Below are 20,615 nucleotides of genomic sequence, written 5' to 3'. Positions count from 1 at the left end.
AATTACCGTGAGCAACGCTGAACAACAATTGCATTATTCTACTTGTACGCTTTGTGAAGCAATGTGTGGTATTGAGGTAGCGACGAAAGGCCGTCAAATACTGTCAATAAAAGGGGATAAAGAAAACCCATTTAGCCAAGGTCATATCTGCCCGAAAGCGAGTGCGTTAAAAGACTTGTACGACGATCCTGACCGCTTGAAGCGCCCGGTAAAAAGGGTACGAATTGACGGCGAGGCGAGTGCATCGGAAGACAGTGCATTGGAAGACTGCACCTGGGAAGAGATTTCGTGGGATGAAGCCTTTGATTTGGTCGCAAACAATTTACACCACATCCAGCAGGCACACGGCAATAATGCGGTAGGTGTGTATTTAGGAAATCCCAATGCGCACAATATGGGCTCAATATTATTCGGACCGTATTTCTATCGTGCCCTCAAGTCGCACAACCGCTATTCCGCTACCTCCGTTGACCAGTTGCCCCATCATATTGTTAGTCGACGACTGTTTGGTCATATCTCCCAAATTCCCATTCCTGACATTGATCACACGCAGCACTTTATGATCATCGGCGGGAATCCGCTGGCCTCTAATGGCAGCATTATGACCGTGCCAAACGTGAAAAAGCGTTTAAAGGGCATTCAAAAACGTGGAGGGAAGGTCGTCGTTATCGACCCTAAACGCAGCGAAACTGCCGATATTAGCTGTGAACATTACTTTATTCGTCCAGGCAGTGACGCGCTGTTACTGCTAGCTATGCTACATGTATTGTTTGAAAGGCAGTTATACAAGGCGGATGAAATTTTACCTTATGCCGAGGATATAAAAGCGGTCGAAAAATACGTTCGCGATTATTCACCACAAAAGGTGAGCGAGCTTACCGGTATTACAGCTTCACAAATCACTCAGCTTGTTTTGGACTTCTGCAATGCTGAGTCTGCAGTTTGTTATGGAAGGATGGGGGCTAGCGTACAAGCGTTTGGTACGCTCACTCAGTATCTCATCATGCTGTTTAATATGCTCACCGGAAACCTAGATAAGCGGGGTGGCATGATGTTTACTCAGCCAGCCGCTGACGTATTACCTGTATCAGGCAAGGGCAGCATGGGCGGATTTACCTCTCGCGTAAGAGGGCTTCCGGCGTTTGCTGGTGAGTATCCGGTGGCGTGTTTAGCCGAGGAAATCTTAACCCCGGGAGAAGGACAAATTAAGGCCATGGTAATTGGTGCAGGTAATCCCGTGGTCACTACACCAAATGCAGAACAGCTTGATAAAGCATTTCCTCAACTCGATTTTATGGTTGCGGTGGATTTTTACGTTACCGAAACCTCCCGACATGCAGATGTGATCCTTCCTCCGGTAACCGCGCTAGAACGCGACCACTACGACATTGTTTTTCACAACTTTGCCGTGCGAAATTTCGCTAAGTATTCGGAAGCAGTGGTGGACATTGACGAAGACCAGCTTAGCGACTGGCAAATATATCTTTCGTTAGCCGAAAGGCTCGATGCGCTAAATGGAAAAAGCACCGCACACTATGCTGCGCTTTGGGACAAGCAGCCTAAAGGTGTGGTCGATGATTTGTTGCAAGCAGGTCTTTATGGTCGAGCAGCAAGTAAAAAAGAATGCACTGACGCTAACTTAAGCGAAACTCTAACCGCTATTCCGGAAGGCGGGTTGTCGATTGATACGCTTAAAGCACACCCACATGGTATCGACTTGGGGCCGCTACAACCGTCTTTGCCTAATGCCTTGTTCCATGAAGATAAGAAGATTCACTTAGACTTTGATTATTTCATGGCTGATTTAGACAGAATTAACGCGCATTTCTTTGGAAAAGCGAATCATGGTACGCCGCAAAATCAGTCCGTTGTTTTAATAGGGCGCCGGCATATTAAAACCAATAATTCGTGGCTGCATAACAGCCCTCGTATGGTGAAAGGTAATAACCGCTGTACGCTGCAGCTTCATCCTGATGACGGGGCTAAATATGGTATTACAGATGGCGATGAAGTAAGTGTGAAATCGCGAGTTGGCCAACTAACCATAGAGGCTGAGATAACCGATGCGATTATGCCCGGCGTGGTATCTATTCCCCATGGATGGGGGCACAACAAAAAAGGCATAAAGTTGTCTGTGGCAAGTCAGCACCCTGGGGTAAACACCAATATTCTTACTGACGATTTACAGGTGGACGAATTATCGGGAAATGCGGTGCTAAATGGCGTGCCCGTTGAGCTAGAAAAAGTAAGTTAAACACATAAAAAAAGCCGGCATTAACTAGTAAGCTAATGCCGGCTTTTGTGAGAAAGCGCTCAATTGAGTGCGTCTACCTAGGTCATCGTAACAAACTCTTCTGCACTGGTAGGGTGAATAGCTACACACGCATCAAAGTCAGCTTTGGTCGCCCCCATTTTTATGGCAACGGCGAAGCCTTGCAGAATTTCGTCCATGCCGTGCCCAATACCGTGAAGGCCTACCACTTTTTCGTCTTTACCCGTACATACAAGCTTCATCTTTGTCATTTGACGATGGCGGGTTACCGCGGTGTACATAGACGCAAAACTAGAGGTGTACACTTTAACGTTGTCTTCACCGTATTCTTCAATAGCTTCTGGCTCGGTTAGGCCAATAGTGCCAATGGGTGGATGACTAAATACAACGGTTGGAATAAGCGAGTAATCCATGTGAGCGTCTTTTTGGCCGTTGAATAAGCGTTCGCTTAGCAAGCGACCCGCTTTAACTGCCACCGGAGTAAGCTCTGCTTCACCGGTAATATCACCAACCGCGTAGACATTCTTTGCCGTGGTGTTTTGATATTTATCTACCTTAACCGTGCCGTTGTCGTTCAGTTCAACGTCGGTATTTTCAATATCAATTTTGTCGGTAGAGGGTTTACGGCCAATCGCCCAAATCAAGCAGTTAGCTTTTAACACTTCGCCATTGGTTAAGTGTACTGATAGCTCGCCATCGTCAGCTTTTTCCACTTTCTCTACGCTAGCATGGTCGTGCAATTTGCAACCTTCAGCGTGGATCATATCCACTAAGGTTTCGTGAATAATAGGGTCGAAATTTCTAAGTGGAGCGTGTTTGCGAACTACCAAATGCGATTCTGTGCCAAGGGCGTGAAGAACGCCGGCCAGTTCAACTCCAATGTAGCCTGCGCCAACCACGACAGCGCGCTTCGGCTGCTCTTTTAAGGCAAAGAAACCATCAGAATCAATACCGTACTCAGCACCTTCAATATCTGGGATGATTGGACGGCCACCTACAGCAATCGTAATATGATCAGCCGTGTACTTTTCGCCGTTGACTTCTACCGTGTTGTTATCGATAAACTTCGCGAAACCGCGAATTAAGGTAACGTCATTTGCGGTAAGAGCGCGGTCGTAAGAAGCATGAATACGCTCAATATAAGCTTGGCGGCTGGCAATTAGGCTGTCCCAGCTAAAGTGATTTACCGACAAATCGAACCCGTATTCAGGTGCATAGCGATGTATGGCTTCAGCCACCTGTGCTCCGTACCACATGGCTTTTTTAGGCACGCAGCCAACGTTCACGCAAGTACCGCCAATATCTTTCGCTTCAATGATGGCGGCCTTCTTTCCATGTTTAGCTGCACGGTTTGCAGATGCGATACCACCGCTGCCACCGCCAATACATATATAATCAAAATGTGTCATTCAAAAAGCCTTCTTTGTCGGTTAGGCGAACGTAAACGATAAGCATAAATGCCTTCGATAGGTTCGCACAGCAAATCATTCTCTATCGGTCTTGTCATAAAGAGTAATCAAAAGACCGAGATTTGCTTTAGGGAATTTCATTTAGTTTATCAATGGGGACAGTGCAGCCTAATTAAAAGGCTAAGACAAAGCGAAGCATATTCATGCATCGCTCATCCTGCTTTCAGCACGTAATCTTTAAAGCTTATTCACTTATAGTAGCAGAAAGTTCTTCTGGTTCTATTTGAATACTAAACGCTTTTCCACGTTCTTCTTCAAAGTGTACGAGTTTTTGAATGGTGGCATCACTAAACACATGTCCCTCGGGAAGGATAAGGATGTGACTATCGTTATACAAATTTTGGGCTAGTACCATGCCTGCTTTGAGCTGCGAGGCTTTCAATGATGTAGAAAGCAGTTTAGATGTCGTTACATCTTCTGCTTCGAGCAACAGGTCCAAAAACTCTCCGTCATAGCGGGTGTTTCTGTGCTTTTTCATTTCTAGTTTGGCATCGCGAGGGCTCATTTCGATACCGCTCATTCTGCCGGTTACTAAGCGCCAGTAATCTCGGGCTATGGCCAAAATACGCGCGCCAGCAGGAATTTCTTTTGCAACTTTGTTATACAAGCCTGAGCCATTATAGTGCTCGAACTGAAATTCAATAATGTCAGAAACTTGATGTAGTTCGTGCGCCGGAGCAAGTATTAACGCAGCCTGCTTGGTTTGCGATAGATAGTTTTGCTGCTGTTGATATTTAAGCTTTGAAAATGGCGCCTTAAAATCTTCGCTTTCAAGCCCTAGTAACCCAAGCTCGCAGATAAGGCCCGCATAACGCACCTGTTTGATTTCTTCTTTCTCTAACCGAGCAATACGCGCTAGTTTTGATGCCAACTCGCTAACCTCAATGGCAAACTTACCATTAATGTCAGGGTTAATGCTTATCACGTTGAACAGCACTTGCTCCATTGCAAGGTTGTGTTTTTCGATTTTATTTAGCGCCGCTTTTATCTGGCGCGTGCGCTTTTGAACCACTTGTTCTAGTGAGGCATTTACGTCGCGTAGCTTTTTATTTTGCAGTCGTGTTAGTTTTTGTAGACGAAGGTTTTCCGCCTTTAACTTAACGCGTTCTAAGCCTTCTTCTACAACAGCAATAAGCTCTTGGTTGTCCCATGGCTTTTGCAGGTAACGGTGTATCTTGCCTTGGTTTACAGCTTTAATTGTGGACTCAATGTCGGCATAGCCAGTGAGCACAACTCTAAATGTCTCGGGATAATTGATAGCGACCTGTTCGAGTAATTCCGCACCTGACATCTGCGGCATTTTCATGTCAGAAATAACTACGTGAACATCGTGTTTACTCATTAAATCTAACGCTTTGGCGCCACTATCAGCAAGCAGTAAGGTGATGTCCATAGTGAACAGCGCACGCTTAATAGCGCGAAGGATATTCGGCTCGTCGTCGACAAATAGAACCGTGTAGGTCGTGGCTTGTTCCGTAGTAGGCTCTGTCATAAATTATTATCCTTATAAGCGACGTTACAACTATTACACGCAATGCTGCTTGATAACACTATTAGTTGATTCATCCTTCGCTCTCTAATGTTTTATCTGAGTGTGAAACAAGGGGGAGCGCTAACGTAAATATGCTTCCTTCTCCCTCTTTACTGGTGGCTGAGAGCGTGCCGCCATGCTCTTGAGCAATGCCAAACGAAATTGAAAGACCTAAGCCAGTGCCTTGCCCTTCAGGTTTAGTTGTAAAAAATGGATTGAAGAGTTTGTCTAAATGACTTGATGGAATACCGCAGCCAGTGTCTTCTACACGAAGCTCGACAAACTTGCCCGCAGTACAGGTGGTAATAGTTATCTTACCGTTCTTACCCGTGCTCTCTATCGCTTGACCCGCGTTAATGAGTAAGTTGGTAACAACCTGAGAAACCTTGCCTACATTCATGGCAACGTCAGGGACTTTGCCTAAATGCGTTTCAACAGTACAAATATACTTTAATTGGTTGTTCACCATGGCAAGGGTAGTGCGTACACAATCGTTAATGTTGTGCTGCTGCATGTGGTCACTGTCTACCCGAGAGAATAGCTTTAACCCTTTTACAATTTCAGCAACCCGACTTAAACCGTCTCTCGAATCGCTGAGAAGGTCGGTGATATCTTCATTGATAAAGGCCATATCCTGATTAGCTAACATTTTTTCTAGTTCTGATAAGGCAGAAGCACGCTTACCCTCGTCTTGCTCATTAAGTACCGCGTTAATTTGTGAGAATATCATTTGGTAGGTAGCAACGTACTCGCTTAAGGTGGATATGTTGCTGCTGACAAAACCGACAGGGTTGTTAATTTCATGGGCGACCCCCGCTGCTAGCTGGCCAACTGACGCCATTTTCTCAGCTTGAAGTAGCTGTACCTGGGTCTCTTTTAGATCTTTATTGGCCTCTTGGAGTTGATAGTTTTTCTGATGCAGCAATGCGGTTCTATCCTGAACCTTTTCTTCAAGTAGCGTGTTAAGCTCTTTAAGCTCATCTTGCGCGTATTGACGCTGCGCATGTTCTTCTTTTAAACGCTCAACCAGTTGATTAAATGCCTCTGCCAGTTCGCTTAACTCATCAGTGCCGCGCACGGGAACAAAAACATCTTGATAGCTGTTGTTTTTCACTGCATCACCTAAACGTTTAGCGCCTTCGTGTAATTGATGAAGTTGCGACATCAGGTAAGAGCCAAGTAAGTAAGAGCACAATCCGACCAAAATAAATTCTAGAAAAGCCAGTGTAACTGTCCAGTTTCTCACCCTCGATACTGATTCAGTTACTGAAGCAATGTTAAGCCCAATCTCTACATAGCCGTACAAAGTCCTGTTCACCATGATGGGGGCTCGGGTGTCGTAAATACCATCATCAGCGTCCGAAACACTTGTGTCGGCAGTAAAAGGGCGGTTTAGTGCGTTGGTGTTCCCCTTTTCTACGAAAACTCTGCCTAATTTGTCTTTAACTTTGACGTAAGCAATATTGGGGTTGGTAAGAATTTCTGAGACGTCGGCATCTAGAGCTGCAAGGTCGTAGCTTAAAAAGGCATTTTTTGTCGTCGAAACAAAAAGGGCAACCGTGGTGTCGGCTGACTTCTTTATGTTACTATCGACAAGGTCATTAAGTAGCTGAAACACCGTCACAATGAGCACTAGCAGCAAAAGCGCTGCTATTGATGCGATGCCTGTTATTGTTTTTATACGCAACGACAGTTTCATACGAGTCTACTCATAAATGCGGCCTCGATAGCGACGCTATTCCCAATGCTCTCACGTCGTCCCAATCACTGTCGTTTGACGCTATAAAGCCGTTAAACCCAATACCTTTTAAAATCCAAGACTTACTTGTGTCATTCGACAAAGCAAGTAATGCATTAAGAATAGCTTGTCTGTCAGCGAGTGCCATATTTGGATGGGTTGCGATAGCATGAGGCGTATAACCTTTGCTCTTCCAAAGGACACGTAATTCTTGTTTAACGTCGTCAGGTGAACTGTTAAGCGTACGGACAATGCCACCCCCAGCATTGAAAAAGCCCCGTTGTACTGCGAGGTACACAGAGTCATGAGAATTGACGTAGCGCGGTACAAAAGCAATGCTTTTCATCCGCAAGTGAGCGCTTGTGATAATTGTGGCAGCAAACGCAGCTGGCGCTGGGAAGGCTACTTCGGTACCGCTTAAGTCATCCAGAGATCGTATGGGGCTGTCTTTATGTACAACAAGTAAGCCGCGAATTTCTTTATCGCGTTGGCGCGCAAGCGCGCGGTATCCCGCAGATTCATTAAAGACCACAAAGTGGTAGGGGTTCATGTAGGCAATATCATATTTGCCGTCGGCGAGATTCGCCTCGAAGGTGGGAATGTCTTTTGCAGTTTTAAAATCAATCTCAAAACCGGTGTAATTGCTCACATAGTCGATTAAGGGTTGCCATGTTTCAGCCATTTTCTTGGCAGACTGCTGAGGTACAACAGCAAAAGTAAGGGGTTTAGCATTTGTCGGTAATGCGCAAACACCTACAAGCAAACTTAAAAGAGCGAATCGCGATAACCAAGCCATAATGTCACTCCCTTTAAATCGATTTACATCGACATAAACTGCTCAAGGACCATTGTTAAGTCATGATTTGAGAACGGCTTTTGTAAGGTGGCATCAGCCCCTATCTCAAGCGCGCGCTCCAGGCTAATTTCATCGAGTGCCGATATGACCACAATTTTGAGATCTTTATATTTACTTTGATCTCGCGTGAATTCGATAACGCTGTAACCGTCCATGCCTGGCATACTTAAATCAAGGGTCATGACTTTGGGCTCGTATTGGCTCAGCATAATCCCCGCTTGGAAGCCGCCTGTAGCGATATACGACTCATAACCCGCCCGTCTGGCCACGCGCTGAATAGACTTGGCAACTGGCATTTCATCGTCAACAATTAATATTGAGGGCGTGGCAATGCCTTTCAATGAATCGGGAATTGGCATGTCGTGTCGTTCAAGAAAGGCGACAAAATCTTCTACTAATACTCTGTTGTTTCCACGCCCAGGAAGTTTGAAGCCTTTCAGCTTACCGCTTTCGATCCATCGAATTACGGTGCGCAGATTTACATCGCAATACGAGGCTATTTCGCCTGAGGTCAACGTTTTCATATCTATGCCTTGTAGATTTATTAATCGAAATTATAGACGCTGAACAGCGAAGGGACAAAGTAGACAAAAGGATGAAATGTGACATTTGTGACAGCGCTTAGTAGAGGTGGCTGTGTTGTTCAGTTTTTATGAGGGGCATCAAGAAAAACGGTGCAGCGGCATTCATTGAATTCGTAAATATAGGCAATAATCATGATCCATGCACGTTAACGGCAAGTAAGTTCAAAATAGGTCAACAGTGGCTAAAACAATAGCTTGCTTTTAATCAGCGAAGCCCCATCATTATTCTATCAACGTGTTAAGAGTGAAAAAGATTATGACAACCCCTGCAATTGAAATGGTAGATGGTCTACCAATTTTTTCTGCTATTGAACCTGCCTCTATCAAGCCTGCAATTGAAAAAGCCATTGCGGCGTGCAAAAGCGAAATAGATGAGGTCGTGGCGTCGAAAGATTACTCTTACCAGAATTTAGTGCTGCGCCTTGAAGAGGCCGATGATCGTTTAAGTAAAATATTTTCACCCGTTTCTCATATGAATAGCGTGGTGAGCAGCGATGAATTGCGTGAAGCCCACGATGCGTGTTTACCATTATTATCTGAATACGGAACTTGGGTAGGCCAGCACGAAGGCCTTTACAATGCTTACGCTTCCCTCAAAGCGTCTGACGAATTTGCGACTCTAAGCGAAGAGCAGCAGAAAGTGATTGAAAACGCCGTTCGCGATTTCACATTGTCAGGTGTAGCGCTTCCCGCAGAGCAAAAGAAGCGTTTTGCAGAGATTCAGGCAAAGCTTAGCGAGCTATCATCAACCTTTTCCAATAATGTGATGGACGCCACTATGGGCTGGACTAAACACATTACCGATGAAGCTGAACTTGCCGGTATGCCAGAGTCAGCCCTTGAAGCAGCGGCGCAAGCTGCGCACCAAAAAGACTTACAAGGCTGGTTGTTTACGTTAGACATTCCGTCTTATTTGCCAGTCATGCTTTACGCCGATAATCGCGAACTTCGCGAAGAAATGTATCGCGCCTATGCAACAAAAGCGTCTGATCAAGGCCCTAATGCGGGTAAGTGGGATAACACCGATATAATCAAAGAAACCTTAACGCTGCGTACTGAACTGGCTGAATTGTTAGGTTTTTCAAGTTATGCAGAGCGTTCACTAGCGACTAAAATGGCAGACTCTACCGATCAGGTCATCGGTTTCTTACGTGATTTGGCGGCTAAGTCTAAGCCTCAGGCAGAGAAAGAGCTTGAAGAAGTACGAGCGTACGCGAAAGACAAGCATGGTGTCAGCGAGCTAGCGGCATGGGATTTACCGTATTACAGCGAGAAACTGAAACAGGAAAAGTACACGATTTCTGATGAAATGCTTCGGCCTTATTTCCCTGAAGATAAAGTGCTGTCTGGTTTATTCGAAGTTGTACATCGCCTGTACGGCTTAAAAATTATTGAGCAGCCTGGCATTGATACGTGGCATAAAGATGTACGTTACTTCACCATTACTGACGATGCTGATGTGATGCGCGGCAGCTTTTACCTAGACTTATACGCACGAGCTAAAAAGCGTGGCGGCGCGTGGATGGATGAATGTCGCGTACGTCGTGAAAAAATGAATGGCGAATTGCAGCTACCCGTTGCGTACCTTACCTGTAATTTCAACGCACCTGTAGGGGATAAGCCAGCGCTATTTACCCACGATGAAGTGGTGACCATGTTCCATGAGTTTGGTCATGGGATCCATCACATGCTTACTAAAATGCGCGTAGCGGGTGTGTCCGGTATTAACGGTGTGCCATGGGATGCGGTTGAACTGCCAAGTCAGTTTTTAGAAAACTGGTGCTGGGAAGAAGACGCACTTAACTTTATCTCTGGTCACTATGAAACTGGCGAACCGCTTCCTGCTGATTTACTGGAGCGTATGCTTGCTGCACGGGATTACCAGTCAGCGATGCAGATGGTACGCCAGCTTGAATTCAGTCTTTTCGACTTCTTACTGCATAGCGAAAAGGGCAGTGAGGTAGACGTACAGGGCACATTGGATAAAGTGCGTGAAGAGGTGGCCGTGGTCATTCCTCCATCGTTTAACCGTTTCCAAAACGGCTTTGGTCATATATTTGCAGGTGGATACGCAGCGGGCTACTACAGCTACAAGTGGGCTGAGGTGCTTTCTGCCGACGCGTACAGCAAGTTTGAAGAGGATGGCATCTTTAACCGCGATACGGGCAAAGCGTTCTTAGAAAACATTTTAGAAATGGGCGGTAGTAAGCCTCCTATGGACTTGTTTGTTGCTTTTAGAGGGCGCGAGCCGCAAGTTGACGCTTTGCTTCGTCACAGCGGTATTAAAGGCTAGGCACACATGAAAGAGTCTAAGCTAGAGTCTTTTCAATCTATCTACCGCCGAGCGTGCGAGCGCAAAGGCGGTGAAAGGGTGCTTGAAGCCATGCTCCAAGCACCACTTTCTAAAGCGCAAATTGAAGCAATTCCTGACGACCGCTTTTTAGCGGCGATGACCAAAAAAGTGTTCCAGTCGGGCTTCGTTTGGCGAGTTATTGAGCAAAAGTGGCCCGACTTTGAAACCGTATTTTTCGGGTTCGACATTGATAAAGTGTTGTTGATGCCCGATGAAATGCTAGAGCAAAAAGCGTCAGATAAGCGCATTGTTCGCAACTACAAAAAAGTGATGACAGTGCGTGACAATGCCATGATGATCAAAGACGTAGCCCTAGAGCACGGTAGCTTTGGTAAGTTCGTAGCAGGCTTTGAAAAAGACAATATCACTGAGCTTTGGGCGTTTTTGAAAAAACGCGGTGCGCGATTGGGTGGCAACACCGGCCCCTACATGCTTCGTGCACTCGGCATAGACACGTTTTTATTCTCTCGTGACGTGGAAGATTACTTGCGAAAGAATGAAATTATCGACGGTGGCTTAACCTCGAAAAAGTCGCTGTCGGCGGCCAATGCGGCATTTGCGCAATGGCATGAGGAAAGCGGCCGTTCTTTGCAAGAGATCAGTGCCATTGTTGCCTATAGTTGGGGCACAAACAATCAGGTAGCGTAGAGCAAGCTGCTCTAGTCTTCTAAACAAGCGAGCTTGTGCCTTGCAGGCTCCGCTTTTGTGAAGGTCAAAGGCTTGATTTACATCAGGAGACAGTCAGGCATAAAGCTTTTGCTTGAGCACACAATCCTATACACTTCGGCATTAATAAAAATATTCAAATTACAGGACTGTCATGAGCGACAATCAAACTCCCGCTACGCAAGCAGACTCTGCAATCGACAATGCTACTGAGCATACAACGCACTTTGGTTTCAAACAGGTGGATAAAGGGCAAAAAGCCTCTTTAGTTGCTAATGTTTTTGACTCTGTTGCAGCAAAGTACGACGTAATGAACGACCTTATGTCGATGGGAGTGCATCGTTTATGGAAGCGTTTTACAATAGACTGCAGCGGTGTCCGCGCGGGCAATAAAGTATTGGATATTGCCGGTGGTACTGGCGATTTAACTGCTAAGTTCTCTCGCTTGGTAGGCCCTACAGGGCGTGTAACCCTTGCCGATATCAACTTGTCTATGCTGAAAGTAGGCCGCGATAAGCTTCGCGATCGCGGCTTGGTAAGCAACATCGATTATGTGCAAGCTGACGCGGAAGCACTGCCTTTCCCCGACAACCATTTTGATGTGGTGACCATGGCATTCGGTCTTAGAAACGTAACGGAAAAGCAAAACGCGCTAAATTCTATTTTTCGCGTGTTAAAACCAGGCGGCCGTTTACTGGTATTAGAATTTTCTAAGCCTACGTCAGAGCAGCTCAGCAAACTTTACGATATGTACTCGTTTCACATTTTGCCAAAAATGGGTCAGCTAGTGGCGAACGATGCAGAAAGCTACCAATACCTTGCGGAAAGCATACGTATGCACCCAGATCAAGAAACCTTGAAGGGGATGTTCGAGCAGGCTGGCTTTGAGCAATGTGATTACCAAAACCTGACTGGCGGTATTGTAGCGCTACATAGAGGTTATAAGTTTTAATGCCTACTTCTGCGCTGGTTACCGCAACGGCTGAATCGGTTTTAAACAAGTTGCTGTCTTTAGACGAAGACAGCGAAGTAAGGCTAAAAGCGCTTGCTGGCGCCAGGCTTACCGCGTTCATTTCGCCGCTTCCTTATGGTATTACGCTGTCGTTTTCTGACCGTATTGACGTACTCAGCGCACAAGGCTCGTTTGAAGACGCCGTCGCGTCCCTTGGGCCGAAAGACTGTTGTATTAAAACGTCGCTACAAACCTTGCCAGAGTTAAAAGAAACCAGCCAGTTGACTCGTCTTATTCAGCAAAAAGCCCTCTTTTTGGAAGGAGAGCTAAATGTTGCTCAGCAAGTCAGTGCATTGTTTCAGCAGCTCGATATCGACATTGAAGAGTTATTAGCACAAAAGACTAACGATGTTATTGCCCATCAGACCGTGAAAACGGTGAAAACCGTGCATGAGAAGTCGATGTCAGCGCTAGCGTCCATGGCAAAGGTATTCGGTAACGCCGTAGTAGAAGAAAAGCAGCTTGCTGCACACAAGCTGGCGGTTATGCACTTTAGTGACGAAGTTAATGCGCTTCGCGATCGAGCAGAAAGTGCCGATGCGAGACTGCGCCGCCTAGAAGAAAAATTTAAGTAAGATTGAGAGAAACAGGCTCATAAATGCGTATTGTTAGGTTATACCGAATTAACAAGGTATTGTTGGAACACGGCTTAGACGAACTTATTCCAGCAAAGTGGTTACCCTGGTACGCGCGGGCTATGCGTCATACCATTTTTGGGGTGCGAAACAAGCACAAGGGCAAGTCAGCCGGCGAGCGTATTACCCTTGCACTACAAAACCTTGGGCCTGTTTTTATTAAATTCGGCCAGATGCTCTCTACCCGCCGAGACTTGCTTCCCCCTGCCATTGCTAATGAACTTGCCCGTTTACAAGACAAAGTTCCGCCGTTTTCATCTGACGCTGCACAAGACATTATCAAGCAAGCGTTGGGACTTTCTGACTTAAGCGAATTATTCAGTGAATTTGAAAAGGCGCCACTGGCGTCTGCCTCTATCGCCCAAGTTCATGCGGCAAAGTTAAAGCATAACAATGAAGACGTTGTGGTAAAGGTGTTGCGCCCAGATATTCGCGATACCATCGTGGCGGACATGGAGCTATTGTTTAGCTTGGCTAACGTGCTTCAACGCTGGCTTCCTGACGGCAGACGGCTGCGTCCTGTCGAAGTGGTTGTGGAATACCGCAAGACCATTGTTGATGAGCTTGATTTACTGCGTGAATCTGCAAACGGTATTCAGTTAGGGCGTAATTTTGAAGGTTCTGACGCGCTTTATGTACCTAAAATTTACAGTGACTATTGCCGCAGTAATGTGTTGGTTATGGAGCGTATTTACGGTCTGCCAATCTCAAATATAGACGCATTACTTACCCAAAATACCAATATGAAAAAATTGGCCGAGCGCGGTGTGGAAGTATTCTTCACTCAGGTATTTCGCGACAGTTTTTTCCATGCAGACATGCACCCGGGCAATATATTTGTATCTACCGAACACCCTGAAAACCCTAAATATATCGCCATCGATTTTGGCATTGTGGGTACGCTCAATCGTGAAGATAAACGTTATTTGGCGGAAAACTTTATTGCCTTCTTCAACCGCGACTATCGCAAAGTCGCGCAGCTTCACGCCGACTCAGGCTGGGTACCGCAAGATACCAATATCGATGAGTTCGAGATGGCCATCCGCACGGTATGTGAACCTATATTCCAAAAGCCACTGGCTGAAATATCTTTTGGTAACGTGCTGCTGCAGCTATTTAATACGGCACGACGTTTCAATATGGTTGTGCAGCCACAGCTTGTGCTACTGCAAAAAACACTGCTGTATATCGAAGGCTTAGGACGTCAGTTGTATCCTCAGCTCGACCTTTGGAAAACCGCTAAGCCGTTTCTTGAAAACTGGATGAAAGAGCAGATTGGCTTTACCGCCATGATGGGGAAGGTGAAAGACAACTTACCTTTCTGGTCTGAAAAACTACCTGAAATGCCAGACCTGCTGTACGACAGTTTACAGCAAATGAAGCGCTTGCCATTGCAACAACAAAGGGCACATTTGGCACTGCTCCAAGAGCAAAAGAAAACAACTCAGACCACTCATTTAAGCGTAGTGGGCGCCACCTTTGTGTTAATGACAGCAATACTACCAATGTACGATTTATCTTGGTATTTCCCTGCAAGTACAGGCGTAATTGGCGCAATTTGCTGGTATTTAGCCTGGCGGAAAGGGCATTAATTTTTGTTACGCTGCGGTGAAATATTTATGAAATCCGTAGTTTATCAATTAATTTGTATATTAATCGTCCCGAAGAGTGTTATAGTGGCTTTGGCTTTTAGCCAAAGTCTTTAAAGAGACGCGATTTTGTATTATTTGCTATATGTTAAACCACTCGAGTTACCCGGTAATTTGTTGTAAGTTGTTTGTCCATTCGTAAGTAAGACCCAATACTCCGCCAATTTAAAGACTCTAAAGAACTTAGTTACACGCGCTTATGCGCAATTTAATACGATATTTGAGGTCTATACGACATGTCTAAAGTTACAGGCACAGTTAAGTGGTTCAACGCTGATAAAGGTTACGGTTTTCTAACTCAAGATAACGGCGGTAAGGACGTATTCGTTCATTTCCGTGCGATCATCTCTGACGGTTACAAAACGCTTCCAGAAGGTCAGCGAGTAGAATTTGAAGTTGAAGAAGGTCAAAAAGGTCTTCAAGCTGCTAACGTGCAAGCTATCTAAGAATTCAAAAACGGCGGTCATTTGACCGCCGTTTTTCTTTCTAATGTCTGTATTTCCACACCCACGCTAAACGCGCGACAAAGCTTTTAGTCCATACCGCTTTTGGTATATATCATTTTTAACGAATAACGCTTTCATCAATAGCTAGTCTACTGCGTCGCTATCGTCATCCTCTCTCGACTACACCACATAAGCACTCGTTCACCCCAATAAATTTGAAGCTCGCAGCATATTCCTAATATCAGTACGCCACGGTATTGCGTAGTCATAGCGTTTAATGCTTTACTCATTACAACGCCCATTTGGGTAATACCAGTCCGCACAGTTAATTACCCACTCAGCGAGACTCAAAGTGTTCGTAATCGCGGCGATAAATACGTCTACAGGGAGTGCTTAATGCGCATGACATCAACTATTCGATCTTCATTGGCCACCGCGCTACTTATTCTAAGTTCAAACCTTGCTTATGCTGCTCAGGCAAATGGACAAGTCGATGATCAGGGTGTTTTAGCAATGGTGCTTAATACCGAAATCCGTATGGCAGACGTCGTGCCTAGCGAAGAAGAACGTAAAAACTTGAAGCAGCAAGCGAAAGACAATTACGCAGGTATGCTTGATTATGTGGTCCGTGTAAATGCGTCTAACAGAATTTATGAGCTTGTTTTAGAGGACTATGCAAAACAAAAAGGCATAACTGTTAATCAAACACTGGTAAGCAAGTTTATCGAGAAGTTTGAAGGTCAGGTTTCAAGTGAAACGGCCACGAAACCCATTAAAGAGATAGCGACCAAGCAGGTTATACAGTTTCAAACAGAAAAAGCGATGTATGAAGAGTTTGGAGGGCGTGTTATCTTTCGCCAGTCTAACCCGCAAATGCCGATTGACGCTTACAATACACTGTTATCTCGTTATCGCGATGCAGGTAAACTTAGCATAATAGACGAGGACTTGCGGGATGCATTTTGGGATGTATTCACGCCTCCCTTTCAATACGAAATTGCACCAGAAAATGTCGACTTTAATCAGCCTTGGTGGCTTTAAATAGCCTCCATAAAAGTAAAGCGCCTGACGTAATTCGCTGAAAAACTAAGAACATGGAAATAAAGGGCAACATCTCACTATGCGTAGTGAAAAAACAAGCGGTATAGACACAATAGATAAAGCCATTTTGGCCATGCTACAGAATAACGCTGACACGCCTGTCGCAGAAATCGCTGAGCAAGTTGGGCTTACGGTAACGCCCTGCTGGCGGCGTATTCAAAAGCTAGAAGAGAAGGGCATAATCTCTAGGCGAGTAGCGCTGTTGCAAGCAAAACACCTGGGCCTTGCGATGACAGTATTCGTTCAGGTAAAAGCGGGCAGACATGATGGTAAGTGGCTGGCAAGTTTCGCCAAGCACGCCGCGTCATTTGATGAAGTTGTTGAATGTTATCGTATGTCTGGCGAATACGATTACCTGCTAAAAGTTCTCGTTACCGATATGGATTGCTTTGATCATTTTTATAAGCGATTGGTTAACGGTATAGAATTTTCCGACGTCACTTCAAGCTTTGCAATGGAGCAGATTAAGTACACAACCTCGGTACCGCTTAACCATATTTAACGCTTAAAAAAATGGGGCCGGTTTGACGGGCCCCATATAAATTAATGATTTTGGTCTTCAACGTGCTGGTCGGCGAATATCTTGGATTTCTTTTTGATTTTACATCCTAAGATACGCTGCGCATTTTTACGGCCGATATAGTGAGCGACTGTGTAGGGGTGCGCGCGCTTGAAGAACCGTGAGAACGAATGGAATACATTTTCCATGGTATTGGCTCCTTCTATTAAAAATTGCCCCAAATAAAATATAGTAATATTACAGTTTGATGTCAACAAAATATTTAACGGTAAGTAACGTTTAAATTTTGATCACACCTTAAGGGTAGACTAGCTAACGCTAAACATCCTTTAGTTATTGGTATACATTGTTCGAGGGAAAGGATCATATTTTGATCGCAGGTTTTCAGATCGAGTTCGTGGGTAGGTGATACTGGTCGCCGCAAATGTCCCACGCATAGAAAAGGCGACGGGAACCGCAAGAAACTCGCAACGTATAGCGTTTAGTATAGCGCTGAATAGAAAGTGAACACCATTGACTTTCAATGATGTTCACTATTGTTTTAAGTAATTGGGATCTGCTGCGATCCCATCAACGAATGCTAGTAGTAAGAAAGCTTCTCTGATTTACCGGAGAATATCTTATATACCATGGCCGTATAAGCCAAAATAATAGGTACAACAATAACTACGCCAACAAGCAAGAAGCGCAGAGAGCTTGCATCACTAAGCGCATCCATCACTGTCATCTGTCCAGGAATGATAAACGGATAGTAGCTTATGCCGAATGCGGTGAAACAAAGTAAAAATACTAGAAGGGCAATAAAGAACGGAAGCCATTCGCCTTTCCCTTGTGCATCAGGCAGTTTTTTAAGCAACACACCACATAGTGCTAGAAGCGCAAAACACGCTACTGGAATAGCGAAAAGCACATAACCCCAAGGAGCAGACAACCATAAATCTCGTACGTCATCGTGTAAGGTTAGGTTTGCGATACTTACCGCGACAATCCCTACCGCCAGTACCCCTAAACCTTTTCTGGCCCAGTAATACGCTTTTTGTTGAAGCTCACCTTCGCCTTTAAGTATTAACCAGCACGAGCCAATAAACGCATAGGCAGCCGTAACACCAAATGCAGCGAGAAGTGCAAAGCCTTGCGCCCAAATATCTGTGCGAAGCCCCGTCACGTATATACCCAACATGTACCCTTGAGCTAATGTGGTTAAAAGCGAACCGTATTTGAATACCATGTCCCACTTACGCTTTTTCACCTGCACAACCTTGGCGCGAAAATCGAACGCTACGCCGCGCAAAATAAGCCCTAATAACATGAAGGTGGCAGGCAAGTACAAGGTTTGTAAAAACTCACTATGGGCTTCAGGGAAAGCAATAAGCAGTAGACCTATGGCGAGCACAAGCCACGTCTCATTAGCATCCCAGTAAGGTCCTATGGAGGCTATCATGTCATCGCGAAACGCTTCTGTTCTTGGCGGAATAAGTACACCCACACCCAAGTCGTAGCCATCTAAAATGGCGTACAGCAATACAGATAGACCAAGTAAACCCACATAAATATTTCCGAGCATTTCTGCTGATACATTTTCAAACATGTTTGCTCTCCTTAAACCGTGCTTGGGTCTGGGTCAGTAGGTTGCATTTTTGCCTTGGCAACTTCGCGCTCTTCCGTAGTTATCTCTTCAATTTCAACGGCTCTTCTGCACATCAACATAAGTGTTCCCATGTATGCAATTAGAAGTACCGTATAGATAACAAGGTAGAGCGTGAACGACAGAGCAATATTCGCCGGTGGCAATTGGGTAACGGCATCAGCGGTTCTTAATACACCGCTTACCAAATAGGGCTGACGGCCTATTTCCGTTACGTACCAGCCTGCTAAGGTAGCAATCCAGCCGCTAAACGCCATACCTGCAAACGTGCGTTTAAGCCAAATTGGGAAGTCTTTGTTACGCATAAGATAAAGACTGCCAAGCCATGACACAGCGAGCATCAACATGCCCATACCCACCATAACCCTAAAACCGAAGAAAACAGGGGCAACGGGCGGATGCTCTCCTTCAAACTCATTTAACCCTTTAATCTCGCCCTTAAGTTCGTGAGTAAGAATTAAACTTGCGCCATAGGGAATGGGAATTTCAAAATGATTCTCTTTGCTTTCTTCGTCAGGAATTGCAAAAAGTAACAAAGGTGCACCTTCAGTGGTCTCCCAAAGTCCTTCCATCGCCGCTACTTTCTGAGGCTGATGCTCAAGCGTATTTAAACCATGCATGTCGCCAGCAAAAATTTGTAGCGGGATTAACACGGCCGCCGTATAGGTGGCGGTTTTAAGCGCGAGCTTAGGCGCAAGCTTGTCGTCGCCTTTAAGCATGCGGTAGGCTGAAAGCCCAGCTATCAGGAAGCTGGCCGTCAGTCCAGACGCTAACATCATATGTACAAAGCGGTAAGGGAAAGATGGGTTAAAGATAATTTCTTTCCAGTTTGTGGCATACACAACGCCGTCGACCACTTCAAAACCCTGTGGGGTTTGCATCCAGCTATTTAAAGCTAGTATCCAGAACGCAGAAGTAGTGGTGCCAAGTGCAACAATAAGGGTTGAAGCCGTATGCAGCCAGTTCGGAACACGGTGTATGCCAAACAGCATGATGCCTAAAAACGTGGCTTCTAAGAAAAAGGCGGTAAGTACCTCATAACCGAGTAGTGGCCCCGCCACATTACCTACTTTCTCCATAAATCCAGGCCAGTTAGTACCAAACTGAAATGACATAGTGACGCCGCTTACTACACCCAAGGCGAAGCTTAGGGCAAAGACACGTACCCAAAAGCGATACATACGCATCCACACAGGGTGACCTGAAATATTAGAGCGCAGCTTAAAGTAAAATAGAAACCAGCCCATCGCCATGGTGATGGTTGGAAACAAAATATGAAAACTAATATTTAACGCAAATTGTAAACGAGACAGCAAGAATGCATCCACAGAAGGCCCCCTTAGTTAACGCTGTTTTTCCCCGGAAGTAGCTTGTCCTTAAGCTCAAGCATACGGCCCACGCCAGAACCCAACTTCATCAACGTGTTTAACTTTTCAGGCCCAAGATTTTGAAGCTCTTCAGACCATGCCGTAATTGATTCGAGTAAATCGTGAATTTCGTTCAGTTTATGTTGTGCATTTGCCTCTTTTTCATTGGCAGGTGCGTCAAGCAACAAATCACGCAGTAGACTCATGGTTGGGTCTATCTCGCGCTTTCTTCGTTCTTCAAATACTCTATTGGCCAATGTCCAAATATCGCCAGCCGGAATAAAGAACTCTTTTCTCTCACCAGGAACAAGATGCTGTTTAACTAAGCGCCATGACTGAAGCTCTTTTAAACCCATGCTGGTATTGCCTCTGGATATGTTGAGTGCATCCGCAATTTCCTGCGCCGAAATGGGCTCTTCGTTTAAAACAATAAGCGCTAGAATTTGCCCAACTGTTCTGTTGAAACCCCAACGACTTCCCATTTCGCCAAAGTGCATTACCGCAGATGTAATTAAAGGCGTCATTTTCATTTTTACCTTCCAGAAGTTTCAGAAATTACTGAAAGTTTAGTTATTAGTTTGATCAAGATCAATAGAAAGAGAATAAAAATAAGAAAAATTTAATGGCGAGGAGCTAATTACCCGAATTTAGGATGACCCAAAATAACGCAACGAATGCTTGATGTATTTGAGTAAAAAAACGTTTCAAATCCAAAAGAGTGCTAAGTGATAACGTCTGATGGAGGTTTGTTTTCTTTCCATCTTTATGTTT

Annotated in this window: 18 protein-coding genes; 9 read left to right on the top strand and 9 right to left on the bottom strand. The window is 45.2% G+C overall.

Annotation, left to right across the window (positions count from 1 at the left end):
• Nucleotides 1-7: 7 nt before the first annotated feature.
• Entirely contained in the window at nucleotides 8-2,254 is a 2,247-nt protein-coding gene (locus ACFI6J_RS04880) for a molybdopterin oxidoreductase family protein (protein ID WP_462556645.1), read from the top strand.
• A 77-nt stretch (nucleotides 2,255-2,331) separates the two neighbouring features.
• On the opposite strand, the gene gorA is transcribed toward ACFI6J_RS04880, so the two are convergent.
• From gorA to ACFI6J_RS04855, 5 genes are all read right to left on the bottom strand, one after another.
• Nucleotides 2,332-3,681: a glutathione-disulfide reductase gene (gorA, locus tag ACFI6J_RS04875; RefSeq protein ID WP_348670296.1), complete on the bottom strand. Its 1,350-nt coding sequence runs from the start codon at nucleotides 3,679-3,681 to the stop codon at nucleotides 2,332-2,334.
• A 244-nt stretch (nucleotides 3,682-3,925) separates the two neighbouring features.
• Nucleotides 3,926-5,233: a response regulator c-di-GMP phosphodiesterase, NosR family gene (nosR, locus tag ACFI6J_RS04870; RefSeq protein ID WP_014977555.1), complete on the bottom strand. Its 1,308-nt coding sequence runs from the start codon at nucleotides 5,231-5,233 to the stop codon at nucleotides 3,926-3,928.
• A 70-nt stretch (nucleotides 5,234-5,303) separates the two neighbouring features.
• Complete coding sequence (locus ACFI6J_RS04865) at nucleotides 5,304-6,971, bottom strand: HAMP domain-containing sensor histidine kinase (protein ID WP_014950946.1); 1,668 nt, start codon at nucleotides 6,969-6,971, stop codon at nucleotides 5,304-5,306.
• Nucleotides 6,972-6,981: 10 nt separating this feature from the next.
• Nucleotides 6,982-7,806, bottom strand: a complete 825-nt coding sequence (locus ACFI6J_RS04860; RefSeq protein ID WP_156086997.1) for a phosphate/phosphite/phosphonate ABC transporter substrate-binding protein — start codon at nucleotides 7,804-7,806, stop codon at nucleotides 6,982-6,984.
• Between the two features lie 23 nt (nucleotides 7,807-7,829).
• Nucleotides 7,830-8,390 (bottom strand): response regulator, encoded by a 561-nt coding sequence (locus ACFI6J_RS04855; protein ID WP_014977552.1) that lies wholly within the window; start codon nucleotides 8,388-8,390, stop codon nucleotides 7,830-7,832.
• A gap of 316 nt (nucleotides 8,391-8,706) precedes the next feature.
• Here ACFI6J_RS04855 and prlC point away from each other — a divergent pair, with 316 nt between their 5' ends.
• The 8 genes from prlC to ACFI6J_RS04815 all read left to right on the top strand — a co-directional run bounded on the left by prlC (nucleotide 8,707) and on the right by ACFI6J_RS04815 (nucleotide 16,814).
• The gene (gene prlC / locus ACFI6J_RS04850; RefSeq protein WP_014977551.1) at nucleotides 8,707-10,743 is read left to right on the top strand and encodes an oligopeptidase A; all 2,037 of its coding nucleotides are present in this window, start codon (nucleotides 8,707-8,709) and stop codon (nucleotides 10,741-10,743) included.
• A gap of 6 nt (nucleotides 10,744-10,749) precedes the next feature.
• The gene (locus ACFI6J_RS04845; RefSeq protein ID WP_014977550.1) at nucleotides 10,750-11,451 is read left to right on the top strand and encodes a DNA-3-methyladenine glycosylase I; all 702 of its coding nucleotides are present in this window, start codon (nucleotides 10,750-10,752) and stop codon (nucleotides 11,449-11,451) included.
• A gap of 172 nt (nucleotides 11,452-11,623) precedes the next feature.
• Nucleotides 11,624-12,421 (top strand): bifunctional demethylmenaquinone methyltransferase/2-methoxy-6-polyprenyl-1,4-benzoquinol methylase UbiE, encoded by a 798-nt coding sequence (gene ubiE, locus ACFI6J_RS04840; protein WP_014950941.1) that lies wholly within the window; start codon nucleotides 11,624-11,626, stop codon nucleotides 12,419-12,421.
• Nucleotides 12,421-13,056 (top strand): ubiquinone biosynthesis accessory factor UbiJ, encoded by a 636-nt coding sequence (locus tag ACFI6J_RS04835; RefSeq protein WP_348670295.1) that lies wholly within the window; start codon nucleotides 12,421-12,423, stop codon nucleotides 13,054-13,056. The genes ubiE and ACFI6J_RS04835 overlap by 1 nt, the downstream gene beginning before the upstream one ends.
• A gap of 23 nt (nucleotides 13,057-13,079) precedes the next feature.
• Nucleotides 13,080-14,708 (top strand): ubiquinone biosynthesis regulatory protein kinase UbiB, encoded by a 1,629-nt coding sequence (ubiB, locus tag ACFI6J_RS04830; protein WP_462585755.1) that lies wholly within the window; start codon nucleotides 13,080-13,082, stop codon nucleotides 14,706-14,708.
• Nucleotides 14,709-15,001: 293 nt separating this feature from the next.
• On the top strand, nucleotides 15,002-15,211 hold the full coding sequence (gene cspE, locus ACFI6J_RS04825; protein ID WP_012519905.1) for a transcription antiterminator/RNA stability regulator CspE: 210 nt from the start codon (nucleotides 15,002-15,004) through the stop codon (nucleotides 15,209-15,211).
• A 396-nt stretch (nucleotides 15,212-15,607) separates the two neighbouring features.
• Complete coding sequence (locus ACFI6J_RS04820) at nucleotides 15,608-16,252, top strand: hypothetical protein (protein WP_462585753.1); 645 nt, start codon at nucleotides 15,608-15,610, stop codon at nucleotides 16,250-16,252.
• Nucleotides 16,253-16,331: 79 nt separating this feature from the next.
• On the top strand, nucleotides 16,332-16,814 hold the full coding sequence (locus ACFI6J_RS04815) for an Lrp/AsnC family transcriptional regulator (RefSeq protein ID WP_014950937.1): 483 nt from the start codon (nucleotides 16,332-16,334) through the stop codon (nucleotides 16,812-16,814).
• Between the two features lie 41 nt (nucleotides 16,815-16,855).
• Here the strand turns inward: ACFI6J_RS04815 and ACFI6J_RS04810 are convergent, their stop codons facing one another.
• The 4 genes from ACFI6J_RS04810 to ACFI6J_RS04795 form a co-directional block, all read right to left on the bottom strand.
• Entirely contained in the window at nucleotides 16,856-17,020 is a 165-nt protein-coding gene (locus tag ACFI6J_RS04810) for a hypothetical protein (RefSeq protein WP_014950935.1), read from the bottom strand.
• Between the two features lie 392 nt (nucleotides 17,021-17,412).
• Nucleotides 17,413-18,420 (bottom strand): cytochrome d ubiquinol oxidase subunit II, encoded by a 1,008-nt coding sequence (locus tag ACFI6J_RS04805; protein WP_348670291.1) that lies wholly within the window; start codon nucleotides 18,418-18,420, stop codon nucleotides 17,413-17,415.
• An 11-nt stretch (nucleotides 18,421-18,431) separates the two neighbouring features.
• Nucleotides 18,432-19,805, bottom strand: a complete 1,374-nt coding sequence (locus ACFI6J_RS04800) for a cytochrome ubiquinol oxidase subunit I (protein ID WP_348670290.1) — start codon at nucleotides 19,803-19,805, stop codon at nucleotides 18,432-18,434.
• An 11-nt stretch (nucleotides 19,806-19,816) separates the two neighbouring features.
• Nucleotides 19,817-20,374, bottom strand: coding sequence for a GbsR/MarR family transcriptional regulator (locus tag ACFI6J_RS04795; RefSeq protein ID WP_014999724.1), 558 nt, complete (start codon nucleotides 20,372-20,374; stop codon nucleotides 19,817-19,819).
• Nucleotides 20,375-20,615 lie beyond the last annotated feature (241 nt).

This window comes from Alteromonas sp. G4i13 (genome assembly GCF_054960505.1).
The sequence above is the reverse complement of the archived record's forward strand: the minus strand, read 5'-3'. Positions and strand labels throughout refer to the sequence as shown.

Bases quoted from the DNA above. Each gene is read 5' to 3' on its own strand.
- gorA (WP_348670296.1), bottom strand. From the start codon at position 3,681: ATGACACATTTTGATTATATATGTATTGGCGGTGGCAGCGGTGGTATC.
- nosR (WP_014977555.1), bottom strand. From the start codon at position 5,233: ATGACAGAGCCTACTACGGAACAAGCCACGACCTACACGGTTCTATTT.
- ACFI6J_RS04865 (WP_014950946.1), bottom strand. From the start codon at position 6,971: ATGAAACTGTCGTTGCGTATAAAAACAATAACAGGCATCGCATCAATA.
- ACFI6J_RS04860 (WP_156086997.1), bottom strand. From the start codon at position 7,806: ATGGCTTGGTTATCGCGATTCGCTCTTTTAAGTTTGCTTGTAGGTGTT.
- ACFI6J_RS04855 (WP_014977552.1), bottom strand. From the start codon at position 8,390: ATGAAAACGTTGACCTCAGGCGAAATAGCCTCGTATTGCGATGTAAAT.
- prlC (WP_014977551.1), top strand. From the start codon at position 8,707: ATGACAACCCCTGCAATTGAAATGGTAGATGGTCTACCAATTTTTTCT.
- ACFI6J_RS04845 (WP_014977550.1), top strand. From the start codon at position 10,750: ATGAAAGAGTCTAAGCTAGAGTCTTTTCAATCTATCTACCGCCGAGCG.
- ubiE (WP_014950941.1), top strand. From the start codon at position 11,624: ATGAGCGACAATCAAACTCCCGCTACGCAAGCAGACTCTGCAATCGAC.
- ACFI6J_RS04835 (WP_348670295.1), top strand. From the start codon at position 12,421: ATGCCTACTTCTGCGCTGGTTACCGCAACGGCTGAATCGGTTTTAAAC.
- ubiB (WP_462585755.1), top strand. From the start codon at position 13,080: ATGCGTATTGTTAGGTTATACCGAATTAACAAGGTATTGTTGGAACAC.
- cspE (WP_012519905.1), top strand. From the start codon at position 15,002: ATGTCTAAAGTTACAGGCACAGTTAAGTGGTTCAACGCTGATAAAGGT.
- ACFI6J_RS04820 (WP_462585753.1), top strand. From the start codon at position 15,608: ATGCGCATGACATCAACTATTCGATCTTCATTGGCCACCGCGCTACTT.
- ACFI6J_RS04815 (WP_014950937.1), top strand. From the start codon at position 16,332: ATGCGTAGTGAAAAAACAAGCGGTATAGACACAATAGATAAAGCCATT.
- ACFI6J_RS04810 (WP_014950935.1), bottom strand. From the start codon at position 17,020: ATGGAAAATGTATTCCATTCGTTCTCACGGTTCTTCAAGCGCGCGCAC.
- ACFI6J_RS04805 (WP_348670291.1), bottom strand. From the start codon at position 18,420: ATGTTTGAAAATGTATCAGCAGAAATGCTCGGAAATATTTATGTGGGT.
- ACFI6J_RS04795 (WP_014999724.1), bottom strand. From the start codon at position 20,374: ATGAAAATGACGCCTTTAATTACATCTGCGGTAATGCACTTTGGCGAA.